Source organism: Pseudomonas sp. NPDC096950 (assembly GCF_044762525.1).
GTDB lineage: Bacteria > Pseudomonadota > Gammaproteobacteria > Pseudomonadales > Pseudomonadaceae > Aquipseudomonas.
In genome coordinates this window covers 44,968-63,004 of record NZ_JBIWEL010000010.1, presented here as the reverse complement: position 1 = coordinate 63,004, position 18,037 = coordinate 44,968, and the positions used below count along the sequence as shown (strand labels likewise).

14 protein-coding genes are annotated in these 18,037 nt (G+C 59.2%); 9 read left to right on the top strand and 5 right to left on the bottom strand.

What is annotated here, in order from left to right:
* Window positions 1-21: 21 nt before the first annotated feature.
* Complete coding sequence (locus ACIQY3_RS17045; protein ID WP_403021429.1) at window positions 22-1,227, bottom strand: hypothetical protein; 1,206 nt, start codon at window positions 1,225-1,227, stop codon at window positions 22-24.
* Between the two features lie 222 nt (window positions 1,228-1,449).
* Here ACIQY3_RS17045 and ACIQY3_RS17040 point away from each other — a divergent pair, with 222 nt between their 5' ends.
* From ACIQY3_RS17040 to ACIQY3_RS17020, 5 genes are all read left to right on the top strand, one after another.
* Window positions 1,450-1,800 carry a DUF4190 domain-containing protein gene (locus tag ACIQY3_RS17040; protein ID WP_403021426.1) on the top strand — a complete coding sequence of 117 codons (351 nt, stop codon included), beginning with the start codon at window positions 1,450-1,452 and terminating at the stop codon, window positions 1,798-1,800.
* Between the two features lie 15 nt (window positions 1,801-1,815).
* Window positions 1,816-2,271 (top strand): DUF805 domain-containing protein, encoded by a 456-nt coding sequence (locus tag ACIQY3_RS17035; protein ID WP_403021423.1) that lies wholly within the window; start codon window positions 1,816-1,818, stop codon window positions 2,269-2,271.
* 275 nt (window positions 2,272-2,546) lie between these two features.
* On the top strand, window positions 2,547-3,800 hold the full coding sequence (gene mexE, locus ACIQY3_RS17030; protein ID WP_403021420.1) for a multidrug efflux RND transporter periplasmic adaptor subunit MexE: 1,254 nt from the start codon (window positions 2,547-2,549) through the stop codon (window positions 3,798-3,800).
* Between the two features lie 12 nt (window positions 3,801-3,812).
* Entirely contained in the window at window positions 3,813-6,992 is a 3,180-nt protein-coding gene (locus tag ACIQY3_RS17025; protein WP_403021418.1) for an efflux RND transporter permease subunit, read from the top strand.
* On the top strand, window positions 6,989-8,410 hold the full coding sequence (locus ACIQY3_RS17020; RefSeq protein WP_403021416.1) for an efflux transporter outer membrane subunit: 1,422 nt from the start codon (window positions 6,989-6,991) through the stop codon (window positions 8,408-8,410). The genes ACIQY3_RS17025 and ACIQY3_RS17020 overlap by 4 nt, the downstream gene beginning before the upstream one ends.
* Window positions 8,411-8,612: 202 nt before the next feature.
* Here ACIQY3_RS17020 and ACIQY3_RS17015 read toward each other — a convergent pair whose 3' ends face one another.
* The 3 genes from ACIQY3_RS17015 to ACIQY3_RS17005 are packed head-to-tail and all read right to left on the bottom strand — an operon-like array spanning window position 8,613 to window position 11,905.
* Window positions 8,613-9,563, bottom strand: coding sequence for a biotin/lipoyl-binding protein (locus tag ACIQY3_RS17015; protein ID WP_403021414.1), 951 nt, complete (start codon window positions 9,561-9,563; stop codon window positions 8,613-8,615).
* A gap of 4 nt (window positions 9,564-9,567) precedes the next feature.
* Window positions 9,568-9,768 carry a DUF1656 domain-containing protein gene (locus ACIQY3_RS17010; protein ID WP_054046186.1) on the bottom strand — a complete coding sequence of 67 codons (201 nt, stop codon included), beginning with the start codon at window positions 9,766-9,768 and terminating at the stop codon, window positions 9,568-9,570.
* Window positions 9,758-11,905 (bottom strand): FUSC family protein, encoded by a 2,148-nt coding sequence (locus ACIQY3_RS17005; RefSeq protein WP_403021411.1) that lies wholly within the window; start codon window positions 11,903-11,905, stop codon window positions 9,758-9,760. The genes ACIQY3_RS17010 and ACIQY3_RS17005 overlap by 11 nt, the downstream gene beginning before the upstream one ends.
* Before the next feature lie 205 nt (window positions 11,906-12,110).
* On the opposite strand from ACIQY3_RS17005, the gene ACIQY3_RS17000 reads away from it, so the two are divergent.
* From ACIQY3_RS17000 to ACIQY3_RS16985, 4 genes are all read left to right on the top strand, one after another.
* Window positions 12,111-13,010 (top strand): bestrophin family protein, encoded by a 900-nt coding sequence (locus ACIQY3_RS17000; protein ID WP_403021407.1) that lies wholly within the window; start codon window positions 12,111-12,113, stop codon window positions 13,008-13,010.
* 76 nt (window positions 13,011-13,086) lie between these two features.
* Complete coding sequence (locus tag ACIQY3_RS16995) at window positions 13,087-14,142, top strand: tetratricopeptide repeat protein (RefSeq protein WP_403021405.1); 1,056 nt, start codon at window positions 13,087-13,089, stop codon at window positions 14,140-14,142.
* Window positions 14,143-14,378: 236 nt separating this feature from the next.
* On the top strand, window positions 14,379-15,881 hold the full coding sequence (locus ACIQY3_RS16990; RefSeq protein ID WP_403021402.1) for an ATPase domain-containing protein: 1,503 nt from the start codon (window positions 14,379-14,381) through the stop codon (window positions 15,879-15,881).
* Window positions 15,878-17,548: an ATP-binding protein gene (locus ACIQY3_RS16985; protein WP_403021399.1), complete on the top strand. Its 1,671-nt coding sequence runs from the start codon at window positions 15,878-15,880 to the stop codon at window positions 17,546-17,548. The genes ACIQY3_RS16990 and ACIQY3_RS16985 overlap by 4 nt, the downstream gene beginning before the upstream one ends.
* A gap of 102 nt (window positions 17,549-17,650) precedes the next feature.
* On the opposite strand, the gene ACIQY3_RS16980 is transcribed toward ACIQY3_RS16985, so the two are convergent.
* On the bottom strand, window positions 17,651-18,028 hold the full coding sequence (locus ACIQY3_RS16980) for a response regulator (protein ID WP_054046198.1): 378 nt from the start codon (window positions 18,026-18,028) through the stop codon (window positions 17,651-17,653).
* Window positions 18,029-18,037 lie beyond the last annotated feature (9 nt).

Below are 18,037 nucleotides of genomic sequence, written 5' to 3'. Positions count from 1 at the left end.
TGTCATGGGCACCGACCTCTCTCATCGGCGCATCAGGCTTATCCTCGGTGTGAGACTGATCCGCACCCTATCCCATACGATAATCTGGCTGGCCGCCTGCGTCCAAGCCACTTTAGCCGTCGTTGGCGTCCGGCGAATCATCTGAGGGGGCATGCGGATCACCTTGCTGGATCGGGTGAACAGGCAAAGTGGCGTGTAGACGGGTAGTTGATGGAGTTTTGCGGTGCGCAGGATCGTTGGACAAATTAACAGCAGGTCGCCAAAAGCAAACAGCTGATAAGCCTGAACCTGCACCCTTGCGTCATCGCGCAGGCGCGTATGCCATTGAAGCGAATCCAAATCACCCAACCGTACCTGGTCTTCCAGAATGAAACGCGCTGCGTGCGTCTGACGGATCTCAAGTTTGCCGGCAACGTTATAAGTGATGGCCGACATGGCGCCGCGTGCGCCGAGCAGGAACACCGCAAAGAAGATGATCACCGACACACCAACGATGTACACCCGTCGGTAGAGACTGCCCGGGACTAAAAAGAACAGCAGCGCGGGCACCAGACTCAGCATCAGGGTAACGATCGAGAAGATCGCGACGAAGTTGAGCGCGGCTTGATCGTCCTGGCCAACATAAGTTTCGAGAATAATGAGCGTCGGGAGTGTACTAGAGCCCACGGCAAGAAAAAGGATCGCCGCGATGGGGAAATACACTTGCTTTCTTTGTCCTCTGGGCGCTCCCGCGGCGATCAAAACGCGAACGCGCCGCACCCGTGACAACCCGAGCAATGATAGGAGCGTTGCAGCCGAGACCATTCCCAGAGCTTGCCCGGCGCTGACTTCGTCACTCCAGTAAAAAGCAAGCACCATCAGGGTAGTAAATCCAACCACCAACGGCACCAGTAGCCATACGGCGAGAAACTTGGTTTTCGCACGACGTCTATTAAGAAACGAAACCGCCATCCCATAGAGCCACGCAGTCACCATCAGCACCGCAAGTTGCAACGTCATGATGAATATCACCACGAACACCCACACCAAAAGCGCTGACTTTGAGTCCAGGGTGGACATGAAAATATCCACCCGCCCGATAGCCCTGGTGTAGATATATAGGCTAAGCAGTCCGAAGCCAGTACCTAGAAAAACCAGCGTGACAGTAATCGGTGTCCAATGCTCAAGCAGACGCTTGAGCCATTTTCTAAAAAACGCTGGAAACGTTGAAGTTGTCGCTCCGGACATGAATCCTCCTTGAAATGATAAAAGGCCGCGCAGGCCCCGACTGTTATCGTGCCCGCTCAGGTTGTCGCGCTCAAGTCCTGTTGCCCGGGCGCGGCGGACACTACAGCAACTTGGGTAGCGGCGAAAATACCGCGCTCGAAAGTTATTTGAAATAATCTTAAAGTTATTCTGGGCGCGGCCGTTAATCGGGCGGGTATTCAGCAAAACAAGTTAAGGATGACGATGGCAATGGTATTTTGTCGCGCGTGCGCCAAGGAAATTCACGAGACAGCTCCTACGTGCCCGCAATGCGGAGCACGTCAGCAAGTTGACCCGGTCGCAACGACTGGTGTCGGCTCTCCATGGCTGGCTATTCTCTCGTTGATATTGGGCATCCTCTGCATACTTAGTCTGTTCGATGACTCCGAATGGGATAGAGATACCCTCGGCGGACTGGGCATCTTTTCTGTCGCCGGTCTCGTTTGCGGCATCATCAGCATCAACCAAAAAAAACCAGGAAATAATCTCGCAGTCGCAGGCGTTGTTCTGTCGGCTATTGCGACACTTATTTTCTTTGGACTGTCGTTAGACTAATTTTAGGGAAAAAATATGAGCATGGTTTTTTGTCGTGGTTGCGCCAAGGAAATCAGCAGCCTGGCTGTGGCTTGCCCGCAATGTGGCGCGCCTCAAGGTGTGCAACAAACACGTGTGATGTCCGCCGGTGTACCGGAACAAGGCAATCCATACATTGAAGTGCTGAAAAAATATGCTGTGTTCAACGGCCGCGCCAGCCGCCGCGAATACTGGATGTTTATTCTGATCAACCTTGGCATCTCCATCGGGCTGATCGTTCTTGAAACACTGCTGGGTGGTAAAGGATACCTTTCCAACCTTTATAGCCTTGCCGTGTTTCTTCCTGGCCTGGCGGCAGCTGTTCGACGGATGCACGACACTGACCGCAGTGGCTGGTGGATCTTGCTGCCAATCGTGAACATTGTGTTCCTGGCCCAGGACAGCCAGCCTGGTGACAACCGTTTCGGTCCGAACCCTAAAGGGATCAACTGAACTTAGTTGCACTAGATGCTGATGGAGACGGCCGCAATGGCCGTCTCTTTTTTGTGCCATTGACATGTCATCCAATCGGATCGACCTTTGCACTCCACGCAACACAGATTTGTCATCAATCCGATTGATAGCCCCCTAACTAAAGGTGCATGCTAGAGGGCTCGCTCGGTGCTTATATCATTCCGAATGATAGTTACCTTTGCCTCATTCGATTCGTGCGATACAGCCCTGCCGAGCATCATCCGTCCATTCTCAATACATTGGCGGATGCATCCATGGAACAGTCACTCAAACATTTGCGCTTCCCGTTGGCCTTGCTGGCCGTCCTGGTGATGAGCGCTTGCGGCAAGGCACCTGAGACGGCCGCCGCTATGCCGGCGGCCAAGGTCAGTGTGGCCAAGGTGCTGGAGCAACCTGTCAACGAGTGGGACGAATTCACCGGGCGCCTCGAAGCGCCAGAAACCGTAGAAATTCGTCCACGGGTCTCCGGTCAGATCGATGAGGTCGCTTTCACTGAAGGCGCATTGGTCAAGAAAGGCGACGTGCTGTTCCAGATCGACCCCCGCCCATTCCAGGCTGAAGTTCGCCGCCTCGAAGCACTGGTCGCCCAATCCCGCGCCAACGCCACCCGCAGCGAAAACGAAGCCCAGCGCGGTGAACGCCTGCGTACCAGCAACGCGATCTCCGCCGAACTGGCCGATTCGCGTACCAGCGCTTCGCAAGAAGCCCGCGCAGCCGTTGGCGCCCTCCAGGCTCAACTTGATTTGGCCAAACTGAACCTGAGCTTCACCCGCGTCACTTCGCCGATTAGCGGTCGTGTCAGCCGTGCGGAAATCACCGCCGGTAACCTGGTCACCGCCGATACCACCGCGCTCACCAGCGTCGTGTCCACCGACAAGGTCTACGCCTACTTCGACGCTGACGAGCGTGTGTTCCTCAAATACACCCAACTCGCTCGTCAAGGTAAACGCGGTGCCACTACCCCGGTGTACCTGGGTCTGTCCAACGAGGACGGCAACCCGCACCAGGGCGTGATGAACTTCGTCGACAACCAGGTCAACCCGAAGACCGGCACCATCCGCGGTCGTGCTGTCTTTGATAACGCCGACGGCCAATACACCCCTGGCTTGTACGCTCGCCTGAAACTGGTCGGCAGCGGCACCTACTCCGCCGTGCTGATCAACGACGAAGCGGTCGGTACCGACCTCGGTAAAAAATTCGTACTGGTCATCGATGGCGACAACAAGACTGCCTACCGTTCGGTTGAACTGGGTCCGAAGATCGAAGGCTTGCGCATCGTGCGCAGCGGCCTGAACAAGGACGACACCGTGATCGTCAAGGGTCTGCAACGGGTTCGTCCGGGTTCGCCGGTCACCCCTGAAGTGATCCCGATGGCCACCAAGGAAACCCTCGCCGCTCTGGCTCAACAACGACAAGCGCTGGAAGCCAGCAACCTGCCCCAAGTCGCACCTGCCAAGGTCGCGCCAGGTGCAGTTGTGAAACTGGCTGCTGCGACCCCACGCGGTTAAGGGATCTCTACGATGAATTTTTCCCAATTCTTCATTTCACGGCCGATCTTCGCAGCGGTACTTTCGCTGCTGATCCTGATCGCCGGCGCCATCTCGCTGTTCCAGTTGCCGATCAGCGAATACCCGGAAGTGGTTCCGCCGACCGTTGTGGTCCGCGCCAACTTCCCGGGTGCCAACCCTAAAGTCATCGGCGAAACCGTGGCCGCTCCACTGGAGCAAGCCATCACCGGCGTCGAGAACATGCTGTACATGTCCTCGCAGTCTACTGCTGATGGCAAGATCACCCTGACCATCACCTTCGCCCTGGGCACCGACCTGGACAACGCGCAGGTACAGGTTCAGAACCGTGTAACCCGGACCGAGCCGAAGCTTCCAGAAGAAGTGACGCGCATTGGTATCACCGTGGACAAGGCCTCTCCGGACCTGACCATGGTGGTCCACTTGACCTCGCCGGACAAACGCTACGACATGCTTTACCTGTCCAACTACGCCTTGCTCAATATCAAGGATGAGCTGGCGCGTCTGGGCGGTGTCGGTGATGTGCAGCTGTTCGGCATGGGCGACTACTCCCTGCGAGTGTGGCTCGATCCAAACAAGACCGCTTCGCGCAACCTGACCGCGACCGATGTGGTCAACGCCATTCGCGAGCAGAACCGTCAGGTCGCTGCCGGTGCCCTGGGCGCGCCTCCTGCGCCGAATGCCACCAGCTTCCAGTTGTCGGTCAACACTCAGGGGCGTCTGGTCTCTGAAGAAGAGTTCGAGAACATCATCATTCGCTCCGGCGATAACGGTGAAATCACGCGCCTCAAAGACATCGCTCGCGTTGAACTGGGTTCCAGCCAATACGCCCTGCGTTCCTTGCTGAACAACCAACCGGCGGTGGCGATCCCGATCTTCCAGCGTCCGGGCTCCAACGCGATCCAGATCTCCAACGAAGTTCGCGACAAGATGGCCGAACTGAAGAAGAGCTTCCCGGAAGGCATGGACTTCAGCATCGTCTATGACCCGACAATCTTCGTGCGCGGCTCCATCGAGGCGGTGGTTCACACCCTCTTCGAAGCGCTGATCCTCGTTGTATTGGTAGTGATCCTGTTCCTGCAAACCTGGCGTGCCTCGATCATTCCATTGGTGGCGGTGCCGGTTTCCCTGATCGGTACGTTTGCGGTGATGCACCTGTTCGGCTTCTCGCTGAACGCCCTCTCACTGTTCGGACTGGTATTGGCCATCGGTATCGTGGTGGACGACGCCATCGTGGTGGTGGAGAACGTCGAGCGAAACATCGAGCTTGGGCTAACACCTGTCGAAGCCACCAAGCGCGCCATGCGTGAAGTGACCGGCCCGATCATCGCCACGGCACTGGTGTTGTGTGCGGTGTTTATCCCGGCAGCGTTCATCTCCGGGCTGACCGGGCAGTTCTATAAACAGTTCGCCCTGACCATCGCGATTTCGACCGTGATCTCGGCCTTCAACTCGCTGACCCTGTCGCCAGCGCTGGCCGCGGTATTGCTCAAGAGCCATGACGCGCCGAAAGACCGTTTCTCCAAAGTGCTCGACAAGATGTTCGGTGGCTGGTTGTTCCGTCCGTTCAACCGCTTCTTTGAAAAGGCCAGCCATGGCTACGTCGGCACTGTTGGCCGGGTAATCCGCAGCAGCGGTATCGCCCTGCTGTTGTACGCCGGCTTGATGGTGTTGACCTTCTTCGGTTTCGCCAACACCCCGACCGGTTTCGTACCTGGCCAGGACAAGCAATACCTGGTGGCCTTCGCGCAGTTACCGGATGCCTCGAGCCTGGACCGTACCGAAGACGTGATCAAACGCATGTCCGACCTGGCCCTGAAACAGCCTGGCGTGGAAAGTGCGGTGGCCTTCCCGGGCCTGTCGATCAATGGCTTCACCAACAGTCCGAACGCCGGCATCGTGTTCGTGACCCTGAAGCCGTTCGACGAGCGTAAAGACCCGAGCATGTCCGCCGGTGCGATTGCCGGTGCATTGAACGGCAAGTTCGCCGGGATCGAAGAAGCCTACATGGCGATCTTCCCGCCGCCGCCGGTACAAGGCCTGGGCACCATCGGTGGTTTCCGCCTGCAGATCGAAGACCGGGGCAACCTGGGCTACGACGAGCTGTACAAAGAAACCATGAACATCATTACCAAGAGCCACAACGTGCCGGAACTGGCCGCCCTGTTCACCAGCTACACCGTGAACGTGCCGCAGGTCGATGCCGCTATCGACCGTGAGAAAGCCAAGACCCACGGCGTGGCCGTCAGCGACATCTTCGACACCCTGCAGATTTACCTGGGTTCGCTGTATGCCAACGACTTCAACCGCTTCGGCCGTACCTACCAGGTCAACGTTCAGGCCGAGCAACAGTTCCGCCTTGAGCCAGACCAAATCGGTCAGCTGAAAGTGCGTAACAACAAAGGCGAGATGATCCCGCTGGCGACCTTCATCAAGGTCAGCGACACCTCGGGCCCGGACCGCGTGATGCACTACAACGGCTTCATCACCGCTGAAATCAACGGTGCGGCAGCCCCAGGCTACAGCTCCGGCCAGGCTCAGACCGCCATCGAGAAACTGCTCAAGGAAGAACTTCCAAACGGCATGACCTACGAATGGACCGACCTGACCTACCAGCAGATTCTGTCCGGCAACACCGCGCTGTTCGTGTTCCCGCTCTGCGTACTGCTGGCGTTCCTGGTGCTCGCGGCGCAATACGAAAGCTGGAGCCTGCCATTGGCGGTGATCCTGATCGTACCGATGACCCTGCTGTCGGCCATTACCGGTGTGATTGCTTCGGGAGGCGACAACAACATCTTCACCCAGATCGGCTTGATCGTACTGGTGGGGCTTGCCTGTAAGAACGCGATTCTGATCGTCGAGTTTGCCAAGGATAAACAGCAGGAAGGCCTCGGTCCCCTGGCGGCGGTACTGGAAGCTTGCCGTCTGCGTCTGCGGCCGATCCTGATGACTTCCTTCGCGTTCATCATGGGTGTTGTGCCACTGGTTTTCTCCAGCGGTGCCGGTGCCGAAATGCGTCATGCCATGGGTGTGGCGGTGTTCTCCGGGATGCTCGGGGTGACCTTCTTCGGTCTGTTGCTGACACCCGTGTTCTACGTATTGATTCGTAACTTTGTGGAGCGCGGTGAAGCGCGCAAAGCGGCCAAGGCCCTGAAACTGGAGTCGCAACAATGAGCCTGAAAGCCTTCCTGCCGAGCTTGCTGGTACTGGCCCTGAGTGCCTGTGCCGTCGGCCCGGACTACAAAACCCCAACCACGGAGGCGGCCAACATCACGGCCGTCACCGATGGCGCCAACGGTCAGAAGAATTATGACCGCTCGCGTTTCGAAGGCATCTGGTGGCAACAGTTTGAAGACCCGACCCTCAACCAGTTGGTGATGCAATCGCTGCAAGGCAACCGCGATCTGCGCGTCGCCTTCGCTCGCTGGAAAGCCGCGCGAGCGATTCGCGATGACGCCAGCAACGATGCCATGCCGACCATCACCAGCCGGGCCAGCAGTGACTTGGCCAAGGGCCAAATCCCTGGCCAGACCACTAAACGGGTCAATAGCGAACGCTACGACCTGGGCCTGGACATGGCTTGGGAACTGGACCTCTTCGGTCGCATCCAGCGCAACCTGGAATCGTCAGACGCCGAGCAACAAGCCGCCGAAGCCGATCTGTACCAACTGCAAGTCACCATGATTGCTGAACTGGTGGACGCCTACGGCCAGCTACGCGGTGCGCAACTGCGGGAAAAGATTGCCCTGGCCAACCTGAAGAACCAGCAGGAATCGAGCAAGATCACCGTCAGCCTGCGTGATGCCGGCGTCGGCGATCAGCTCGACGTGGTCCGCGCCGATGCGCGCCTGGCGTCTGTAGAAGCCAGCGTGCCGCAGTTGCAGGCTGAACAGGTTCGGCAGAAAAACCGTATCGCCACCCTGTTGGGTGAACGTCCGGAAAAACTGACCGTCGACCTGAGCCCGAAAGATTTGCCCGCCATCGCCAAGGCCTTGCCGATCGGTGATCCGGGTGAGCTGCTGCAACGTCGCCCGGACATCCTCAGTGCCGAACGCAAACTGGCGTCGGCCACCGCCCGTATCGGCGTGGCCAAGGCTGATTTGTTCCCACGGGTCAGCCTCAGCGGCTTCCTCGGCTTTACCGCCGGGCGTGGTTCGCAGATCGGTTCCTCGGCCGCCAATGCCTGGGCGCTGGGCCCAAGCATCACCTGGGCAGCGTTTGACCTGGGCAGCGTCCGGGCCCGTTTGCGCGGTGCCGACGCCGATGCCGAAGGCGCCCTCGCGACCTACGAGCAACAAGTGCTGCTGGCCCTGGAAGAATCGGAAAACGCCTTCAGCGATTACGGCAAACGTCAGCAACGCCTGATCTCTCTGATTCGTCAGAGCGAATCCAGCCGCGCCGCTGCCGACCTGGCGGAAATCCGTTACCGCGAAGGCACGGCGGATTTCCTCGTCCTGCTCGATGCCCAGCGTGAACGCCTGGCGGCCGAAGATTCCCAGGCCCAGGCCGAAGTGGATCTGTATCGCGGCATCGTCGCGATCTACAAAGCCCTTGGTGGCGGTTGGCAGCCGGAGACGGTAGCCAGTAAGTAACGTTTTAAAGAGCTCCTTTGGTTGGCCGCAACCAACCAATTTTTTTGGCCCCGCGTCTCATTCGGTCGCGGGGCTTTTTTTTGCCTGCCCAAAGACACTGCGTTCCCCTGTGGGAGCGGGCTTGCTCGCGAATGCGGCGTTTCAGTTGACATAGATGTGGCTGACCCACCGCATTCGCGAGCAAGCCCGCTCCCACAAGGGGTTAGTGGTGGTTTTCCATTACTGTGACGGTTGCCGTGGTACCCGCACGCAACCGGTTCTTGGCGGCATAGTCCGCATCAATCTGTATCCGCACCGGGACCCTCTGCGCCAGTTTGACCCACGTGTAGCTCGGGTTGATGCTGGCCAGCAAACGACCGCCGGGGGCGTTTTCACGGTCGGCGATGGCGAAGGCAATGCTTTGTACCGTGCCGCCGAAGGTTTCGCCGCTCATCAACTCGATCCGCACCCGATCGCCCTCCTCGATTCGCGGCAGCTTGGTTTCTTCGAAGTAACCGCTGACATAAAACGAGTCGCTGTCCACCAGCGCCAATAACGCGCCCCCAGCCGTGGCGTAATCGCCCTGACGGGTCAGCAGATTGGTGACATAGCCGCTGACCGGCGCTTCCACCCGGGTGCGCTGCAAATCGAGTTCGGCCTGGGTCAACGCGGCGATCGCCAATTGCACATTCGCCTGGGCCAGCCCGAGGTTGGCCTGGTTGCGCAACAACTCAGCCTGGGCCACCGCCACTTCGGTGCTGGATTTCTCCCACTCTTCGCCGGAAATCGCGAACCCCAGTTTTAACTTGCGTCGCCGCTGCTCCTCGCTTTGACGCTGCTTGAGCAAGGCCTCGCTGGAGACAATCGAGGCCTGGGATTGGCCGAGGGTCGCTTTCGACACCTCTACGGAACGCTTGGCCCGTTCCACCGCCAGGCTGTAGCGCGCCGGATCGATTTCCAGCAATAGCTGGCCTTTCTCCACATGCTGGTTGTCCTCCACGCTCAAGGTGACGATACGCCCGGCCACGTCGGCCGACAGCGTCACCACATCCGCACGCACCCGGGCATCCCGGGTCCAGGGCGCGCGGGTGTAATGCTCCCAGGCGAACCAGCCAAGGATGAAGGCGAGCAATACCACTGCGACGGTCGCGAGTCGGGCAAGGATCTTCTTCAAGGCATCAGGCTCCCATGACCAGGATCAGCGTGGCGCAAACGCAGGCATACAACGCCCCTTCAAACAGCGCTTCATGCCAGACGAAACGCAACACACCCAAGCGCCGCAAAAGCCAGTCCAGCAGGAGGAAAATCGGCAAGGCCAATAACAAGGCCTGGGCAATCGGCGGCAGATAAACCCCGCCTACTTCCAGATCAATGGGCAAGGGCCGGTACTCCTTCTGCATCGGCGGGTTGAAAGTAGTCGCGGTAGCGTTGCAGGAACGACACCACGATCAGCAACGCCACGCGCATGCGGAACACCGACCACAGATGCTCATGAACATCCACATGCAGGTCATCCATTTCATCCCCCAAAGTGCGCAGGTTGGCGAGCAGTCGTTCAAGATCGATTCCGGCGCGCCCAGCAATCAATCTCCCGGTCTCGCGGACCGCGCCCAACAAGCGGTTTTGTTGATCGGTAGTCAGCAAAGTGTTGCCCTGCCCTTGTTGCCTGAGCTGATTCAAGGCCACGCCCAGCGCCATGCACCCGAGGCTGACTTCAAACAGTTCCCGAGAACGCCGGTCCTCAATCGCCGGCAGCAAACCGAGCATCATGGTCAGGCGATCGACCATGCGGCTTTCAAAGGCGAATTGCTGCTCATCGGTGGCCGGCGTTTTCATCAACGCGTAGACCTGCTCGCAGTTTTCATTGAACAGCCGGCGCATCCGCAACACGGGTCTGAACGGGAAGATCAGCGCATAGACACTCAACGCCAGGACGGTGGCGCAGGTATAGGCGGCGGCAAATTCGAACCACTGGATCGCAGTGTTTTGACCAATCCCGATGTTTTGCGGCCCCAACAGCAAAAAGGTCGAGAGCCCAAGGCCAATGGCAGTCCCGGTGGTGGGAGGCGTGGTCAGTCCGACTGCGACGGCGTACAGCAACGGCGCCAACAGTAACGCGAGCAATTCGAAGTTGCTGATCATGGGAAACAGCAGAAACAGGTAGAGCGCCGAAGCTATCAGAGCCAGCAACAGGCCCCGCGCATAACTCTGGGCCGCCAACAGCGGTCGTGGGAACGTCGCCATCAGCGAGCAAAGAATCCCGACCAGCACCATTCCGCCACGGGCACCGTCCCACCCCGTCTCGATCCAGATCAGGCCCGCGACCACCAGGGCCGTAAAGGCGCGGACGGCATTCATCGCCGCCAGGGTGAAATCCAGGTGCAGCGGGTTTTCCTGCCCGCGAAACACGCAGCTCGCTTCGCGCCCATCCTGTATCGCGTCGCTCAACTCAAGAATCTGCTCCAGCTGTTGCAACAGTCGCGCTTGTTCCCACCGCAGAGCCCAGGCCAGCGAACGCAAGGTGGCGGTCATGGTTTCGGTGAGTTGTTCGGCCTTATAAGCCTGGTTATCGAACCGTTGTTGCAGCGCGACGAAATGCTGGCGGGCCTCGGGCGACAGCGCGCGCCCTTGCACCGCCAACTCATCGAGAAAGGCCAGCTCTTCGGCGCGCAAAACCTGTATGTCCTCGGGCAATGCGCCTTGCCAGCGCTCGGCCAACAACTCGCGCTGGTGACGCAATGCGGTCAGTCGCGAGGTCAGCAACACCAGTTGATTGCCCAGCAACTGCACCAGACTATTGGCACTGCGCAGCCGTGGCGCATCGAAGTACAAATGCCGGCGCAAGCCTTCAAGCGCGCTGATCTCACCCAGCAGTTGCATCTGGCGGCGATGAAAATCCACTTCGCTTTCCTCGGTGCGAATAACCGCGGCCGCGTGAGTCGCGAGCAGTTTGATCACCTGATCGACCTTGGCGAAATAGCCCCGCGCCACCGTCTCTGGCCGCGCGGTCAATAGGCTGACCACGCACACGCAAGCGACGGCTAACAGGGTTTCGGTGACCCGGGTGACGGCCAACAGGAACGTGCCGTCCTGGTCCGGCACCGACAGCAGCGCGACGACCACGGCCGTGTAGCCGCTGAGCACAAACGCCTGGGAACTGGTGTAACGCAACAAGGTGCCGCCAGCGGTGCACAACGCCAGCCACAAGGCCAGGGTGATGATGAAGGGCAACGGCGCCTGGGGGAAAATCGCCATGATCAGCACCGCGACCGCCGCTCCCATGGTGGTGCCGATCACTTGGCCGAAACTCCGGGCCAGGGCCATGCCGCCCAGGGGCTGGCTGACGATGACCACCGCCATGATCGACCACTTGGGTTGGTCGAGATCAAACACAAACGCCAGGTACAACGTCAGCAGCCCCGCCGCGATGGTTCTCAGGGCAAACAGCAGCACCCCTTGGCCGGGGTTGAGCAACATCCTGAAGTATTGAAGCAGCGGTTGCATGGGCGCACTCATCGAGTCATCTCCAGCAAGCGTAGTCACTGCTTCAGGACCTCGACAGGTTTCAAAGTCGACAGGACTCGTAGGCAATTTCGCTGATGATTCAGACAACTTCGATAGATGCGCTCGATAACCCCGTCAGCCATAGCAATTGGACAGAAACCCACGGGGCCCCTAGGCTTGAATCGCTGCGAAAGCGTCTCTGAATAAAGCCCTACCCATGATCGTGCGTCCCAAGCCGAACCTGATCGGCATCCTGTTTTCCCTCAAGGGCTCGATTGCCAAGCGCATTGCCTTGCGCAGTCTGTTGGTGACCCTGCTCGCCTCGGTGATTGTGCTGGTGGAAACCTGGCACCCGGACTCCTTCTCCAAGGTCAGCGCCACGCCGTTCACGCTACTGGGTTTGTCGCTGTCGATCTTCATGAGCTTTCGCAACAACGCCTGCTACGACCGTTGGTGGGAGGGTCGCAAGCAATTGGGCCAGTTGATCATCGAGGTGCGCTCGTTGATCCGCCAGACCCAAGGCCTGATGGACGCCGATGAACGCGAGCGACTGTTGCGTGAACTCTGCGGTTTCGCCCATGGCTTGATCGCTCGCCTGCGCTTTGAAAGTGAACGGCAAGCCGTCGCGCCCTGGACCCCCGACCCCATCGACCATCAACACCCGAACATCCCCGATGCCTTGTTGCAACGCATCGGCGCCCGCTGCTCCGAACTTGCGGAGCTCGGGCGCATCAGCGAATGGCGCTACACCCAACTGGAGTCGCGGCTGGTCAGCCTGAGCCAGGTCCAGGCCAGTTGCGAGCGAATCAAAAGCACGCCACTGCCCTTCCCTTACACCTTGCTGCTGCACCGCACCATTTACCTGTTTTGCATCTTGTTGCCGTTTGCCATGGCCGAACCGCTGGGCTGGCTGACACCGGTGTTCACCGCCATCGTCAGTTACACCTTTTTTGGCCTCGACGAGATCGGCGACGACCTCGAAGACCCGTTCGGCTTCGATGAAAACGATTTACCGTGTAACGCTATATTGCGCACGCTTGAGCGCGAAGTCCTGGCCGCGTTGGGCGAAACCGATTTGCCGCCAGCCCTGGAACCGATCGAGTACGTTTTGAATTGAGTCAGGGTTTGACTCATCGCCGCGCCTGACCGAAGCTGACGTCTTTGCAAAAGCTCGCCAGCTCCCGGATCCGTGCATGCCCCAGTCCCGCCGCTACCTGCTTATCAGCCTCTGCGTCCTGTTTGCCGTTGCCCTCGCCTGGTTTTTCCTGCGCAGTACCACGCCCGTGGTGCCGGAGGCGATCAAACATGGCTACAGCGAAGCGCTGGCCCAGGCGCGCGCCGGTCAACCGGGGGCAGCGCGGGTGCTCTATCAGCAATTGGGCCGTCCTGACTTGTCGGCCAAACGCCGCATCTGGCTGCTCGCCGAACTGCCGAACTACCCCAGCCCCCAAGCTTTGAAACTGGCCGGCGCCGATTTGCAAAACGCTTCGGTGGATGTGCGGATTGCGGCGATCAAAAGCGTGGTCGGCCTGGTTCCCAGCGGTCAGCGCAGTTTGCTGCTCGGCCCTTTATTAGATGACAGCGAGCAGACCGTGCGCTTTGCCGCCGTCAACGCGCTGCTGGGGTTGTCGCCGGATGATCTCGGCTTGTATTTCGCGCCGTTGCAGCAGGCCATCGATGCTTGGGAGCAAGTCCTCAAGAACGAACCCGAAAGCGCCAACACCCATTACCAACTGGCGCGGCTGCACTTGCACAACGCCGAATTGAAAGCGGCGCAACAAGCCCTCGAGCGCACCTTGCAGCTCGACCCCGGCAACTTGCCGGCGCTGGTGATGCAAATCGAAGTGCTGGACAAGCAAGGCCAGAGCGATGCCGCCCGACAGTTGCTGGCCAAGCAGTTGCAGGCCCAGCCAGATTCCGCCTACCTGCAACACGCCCTCGGGTTGTGGCTGTTGCACCACGGACAGAGTGAATTTGCCGTGCTCGGTCTATCCAAAGCCGTTGAGCTGGAGCCGGACAACAAGGATTACCGCTACGACCTGGCCACCACGCTGCACAGCGAGGAAGAGCTGGAAGCCGCACAGAAACAGTTGCAAGAAATCGTCCAGCGCCACCCCGCCGACCGCAAGGCGCGGGTGTTGCTGATCAACTACTGGACGGAAAGCGGACAGTTGCAGAACGTGCAGATTCTGCTCGCGCAACTGGAACAAATGAACCCGGATGATCCGGCGTTGCAGCAAGGTCTTTAAAGATCGCAGGCTTCGCCACCTCCTGCACCGACCGCGCTGCGTCACGGTATCGCGGTCGAATCCAGCCGATGTAGGCGCTGCCGAGGGCTGCGGTCTTTTGCTTTTTTTGCACAAGAACATCACACAAACATAAAAGGTTGAACCGTCGTCTCGGCCAAGGGTCAAGAGAAACAGGCAGTCAATTCAGGCACTTCAGGCCTGCTGCCTCGCTTCCCCTAGTCATGAGAGGGCTTTTTTTGTCTACATCTAACGAGTTGTTCAGTGCAAAAGCCGCCACCGGCATCGAAGGTCTGGATGACATCCTGGCCGGTGGGTTGTCCCGCGGACATGTGTTTCTGCTGGAGGGTGAGCCGGGAACCGGTAAAACCACCGTTGCGTTGCATTTTCTTCTTGCCGGCGCCCGAGCCGGCGAGCGCTCGTTGTACATCACCCTGTCAGAAACCGAACGGGAGCTGCGCCAAGGCGCGTTGTCCCACGGTTGGGAGCTGGATGAAAACATCCATATCTTTGAGCTGACGCCGCCGGAAAGCCTGCTCAACGCCCAGCACCAGCAAAGTCTGCTGTACTCCTCGGACTTGGAGTTGGGCGAAGCGACCAAGCAAATCTTCGAAGTGGTCGAACGGGTCAAGCCGACCCGCGTGGTCCTCGACAGCCTTTCGGAAATCCGTCTGCTGGCTCAAAGCTCATTGCGTTATCGCCGGCAGATCCTGGCGATCAAGCACTATTTCGTGCGCTACGACGCCACGGTCGTGCTGCTCGACGACTTGACCACCGAATCCCTCGACAAGACCGTCCACAGCGTCGCGCACGGGGTGATTCGCCTTGAAGAACTGACCCCCAATTACGGCGCCGAACGCCGACGTATTCGCGTGGTGAAGTACCGCGGCCAGAAATACCGCGGCGGCTTCCATGACTTCACCATCATGGGCGATGGCATCCACGTGTTCCCGCGCCTGGTAGCGGCCGAGCACCGTGGCGGTTACGTGCGCCAGCAATTGACCAGCGGCATCAAGGAAATGGACGCCCTGCTCGGCGGCGGCATCGAGACCGGTTCCAGCACGTTGATCCTCGGTCCGGCCGGTACCGGCAAATCGCTGATCTCAATGATCTTCGCCGCCGCAGCCGTCGCACGCGGCGAGAAGGCAGCCCTGTTTATCTTCGACGAAGAACTGGGTTTGCTGTTCGAACGCATGAAAAACATGGGCATAGACCTCCAGGCGCTGCAAGACACCGGCAACCTGCTGATCGAGCAAGTGGATGCGGCTGAACTGTCCCCCGGCGAGTTTTCCCACCGGGTTCGTCGCTGCGTCGATGAGCGCAATATCAAGACCGTGGTCATCGACAGCATCAACGGCTACCAGGCCGCGATGCCCGAAGAGAACGCGCTGGTGCTGCACATGCACGAGTTGCTGCTGTACCTCAACCGCCGCGGCGCCGCGACGTTCATGACCGTTGCCCAACATGGGTTGGTCGGGGACATGCAGGCGCCGGTGGATATCACTTACCTGGCCGACACGGTCATTTTGCTGCGTTACTTCGAAGCCCTGGGCAAAGTGCGCCGGGCTATCTCTATCATCAAGAAACGCACCGGCAGCCATGAATCGACTATCCGTGAATACCGCATTAGCAGTCAGGGCATGACCATCGGCGAACCACTGGATGCGTTCCAGGGTGTGTTGCGCGGCGTGCCGACCTACCTGGGCGCAAGCAACCCGCTGCTCAAGGACGACAACCTATGACTTCGCTGGCGGCGACCTCCGAGCGCGCGATCATCCTCGCGCCGCTGGGGCGCGACAGCCAGATTGCCTTGATGATGCTCAACGAGGCTGGTTATGACGGCATCATCAGCCGCGACCTTCCGGATTTGTGCAACGAACTCGAACAAGGCGCAGGCCTATTGCTGATTTCTTCCGAAGCGTTGCTCGGCGGAGACCTCGAACCCTTGCTCGGCCTGATCGAACAACAACCGGCATGGTCGGACCTGCCGATTGTGCTGCTGACCTACCATGGCGGCCCGGAACAAAACCCGGCGTCGCGATTCGGCCCGCAACTGGGCAACGTGACCTTTCTTGAGCGCCCTTTCCATCCGGTGACGTTGATCAGTCTGGTGACTACCGCGTTGCGCGGGCGCCGACGACAGTACGAGGCCAGGGACCGGCTGATCGATCTGAGCCAAAGCGAACTGCGGCTGCAAAACACGCTGGAAACCCTCGAACAACAAGTCGAGGAGCGCACCGCCGAACTCCGCAATAACGAAGAAGCGTTGCGCCAGTCACAGAAAATGGAAGCCGTCGGCCAATTGACCGGCGGCATCGCCCACGACTTCAATAACATGCTGACCGGGATCATCGGCAGCCTGGAATTGCTGCGCCGGCGCCTGGCGCGCGGGCGCACCGAAGACCTCGACAGCCTGATCGACCTGGGCGTCACGTCCGCCAACCGTGCGGCGGGTCTGACCCACCGTTTGCTGGCGTTCTCCCGCCGCCAGTCGCTGGATTCCAAACCAGTGGTGATGAACACCCTGGTGACCTCGATGGGCGAACTGCTTGAACGCAGTATCAACGAAAGCATTCAGCTGGACATTCAGTTGAGCGAGCAATTGTGGGTGGCCGAGGCCGACCCCAATCAACTGGAAAGCGCCCTGCTCAACCTGGTGCTCAATGCCCGCGACGCCATGCCCGATGGCGGCAAACTGGTGGTGAAAACGTTCAACCAGCACCTGGACACCGGCTTTACCGAAGCCCACGGCAACCTCGAATCCGGGGATTACGTGGTGCTGAGCGTAACCGACACGGGCTGTGGCATGCCGCAGAGCACCATCAGCCGGGCGTTTGACCCGTTCTTCACCACTAAGCCCATCGGTCAGGGCACCGGGCTTGGGTTATCGATGATTTACGGGTTCAGTAAGCAGTCCCGAGGCCATGTCACCATCAACAGTGAGGTCGACCAAGGCACCACCGTCAACCTGTACCTGCCGCGCTACAGCGGTAACCTGGCGCAGGATCCCCTCGTGGACATCCAGCAAGCGCCTTACGCTCAGGATGGTGAAACCGTGCTGATCGTCGAGGACGATCCGGCGGTTCGGGTGTTGGTCAGTGCGGTGTTGAGCGAGTTGGGTTATGCGTTTGTCGAGGCCGGAGATGCCGACAGCGCGGTGCCGATCCTGGATTCGGCCCAGCGCATCGACCTGCTGATCAGCGACGTCGGGTTACCAGGAATGAATGGCCGGCAGTTGGCGGAAATCGGTCGTCAGTACCGGCCGGATCTCAAGGTTTTGTTCATTACGGGATATGCCGAACATGCGGCGGTACGCGGTGGTTTTCTCGACCCGGGCATGCAGATGATCACCAAGCCGTTTACCTTCGATCTGCTAACCGCCAAGGTCAGAGAGATGATCCGAATCTAAAGAACGCGCCTTGCAGGAGCTGCCGAAGGCTGCGATCTTTTGACTTTGCTTTCAAGATCAAAAGATCGCAGCCTTCGACAGCTCCTACGACGGCAAGAGCGTTTAGGACAACATTTGCTGCATCAATTCCTGCAACACATCCAGATCAAACGGCTTGCCCAGGATCGGCGCCTTGCGCGTGATCGGGCTGTCTGTCTCGCGGATTTCCTGCGGATAACCGCTGATGAAAATCACTTTGAGTTCCGGCCGGAGCTTCACTGCCGGCTCGGCAATCTGCACGCCGGAAATCCCGCCGGGCAGGCGAAAGTCCGTGATCATCATGTCCAGGTGGGGTTTGCTCGCCAGGATCTCGAAGGCCTGCTCGCCGTTTTCGGCCTGCAATACGCGATAACCCTCGCCCGACAGATAGGCAGACAACACCATCAAAATCGAGGGATCGTCCTCGACAATGAGTACTACATCTTGCGCATCTTCACTCATGGGAAGCCT

Coding starts and splice junctions, on each gene's coding strand:
- ACIQY3_RS17045 (WP_403021429.1), bottom strand. CDS start 1,227: ATGTCCGGAGCGACAACTTCAACGTTTCCAGCGTTTTTTAGAAAATGG.
- ACIQY3_RS17040 (WP_403021426.1), top strand. CDS start 1,450: ATGGCAATGGTATTTTGTCGCGCGTGCGCCAAGGAAATTCACGAGACA.
- ACIQY3_RS17035 (WP_403021423.1), top strand. CDS start 1,816: ATGAGCATGGTTTTTTGTCGTGGTTGCGCCAAGGAAATCAGCAGCCTG.
- mexE (WP_403021420.1), top strand. CDS start 2,547: ATGGAACAGTCACTCAAACATTTGCGCTTCCCGTTGGCCTTGCTGGCC.
- ACIQY3_RS17025 (WP_403021418.1), top strand. CDS start 3,813: ATGAATTTTTCCCAATTCTTCATTTCACGGCCGATCTTCGCAGCGGTA.
- ACIQY3_RS17020 (WP_403021416.1), top strand. CDS start 6,989: ATGAGCCTGAAAGCCTTCCTGCCGAGCTTGCTGGTACTGGCCCTGAGT.
- ACIQY3_RS17005 (WP_403021411.1), bottom strand. CDS start 11,905: ATGAGTGCGCCCATGCAACCGCTGCTTCAATACTTCAGGATGTTGCTC.
- ACIQY3_RS17000 (WP_403021407.1), top strand. CDS start 12,111: ATGATCGTGCGTCCCAAGCCGAACCTGATCGGCATCCTGTTTTCCCTC.
- ACIQY3_RS16995 (WP_403021405.1), top strand. CDS start 13,087: ATGCCCCAGTCCCGCCGCTACCTGCTTATCAGCCTCTGCGTCCTGTTT.
- ACIQY3_RS16985 (WP_403021399.1), top strand. CDS start 15,878: ATGACTTCGCTGGCGGCGACCTCCGAGCGCGCGATCATCCTCGCGCCG.
- ACIQY3_RS16980 (WP_054046198.1), bottom strand. CDS start 18,028: ATGAGTGAAGATGCGCAAGATGTAGTACTCATTGTCGAGGACGATCCC.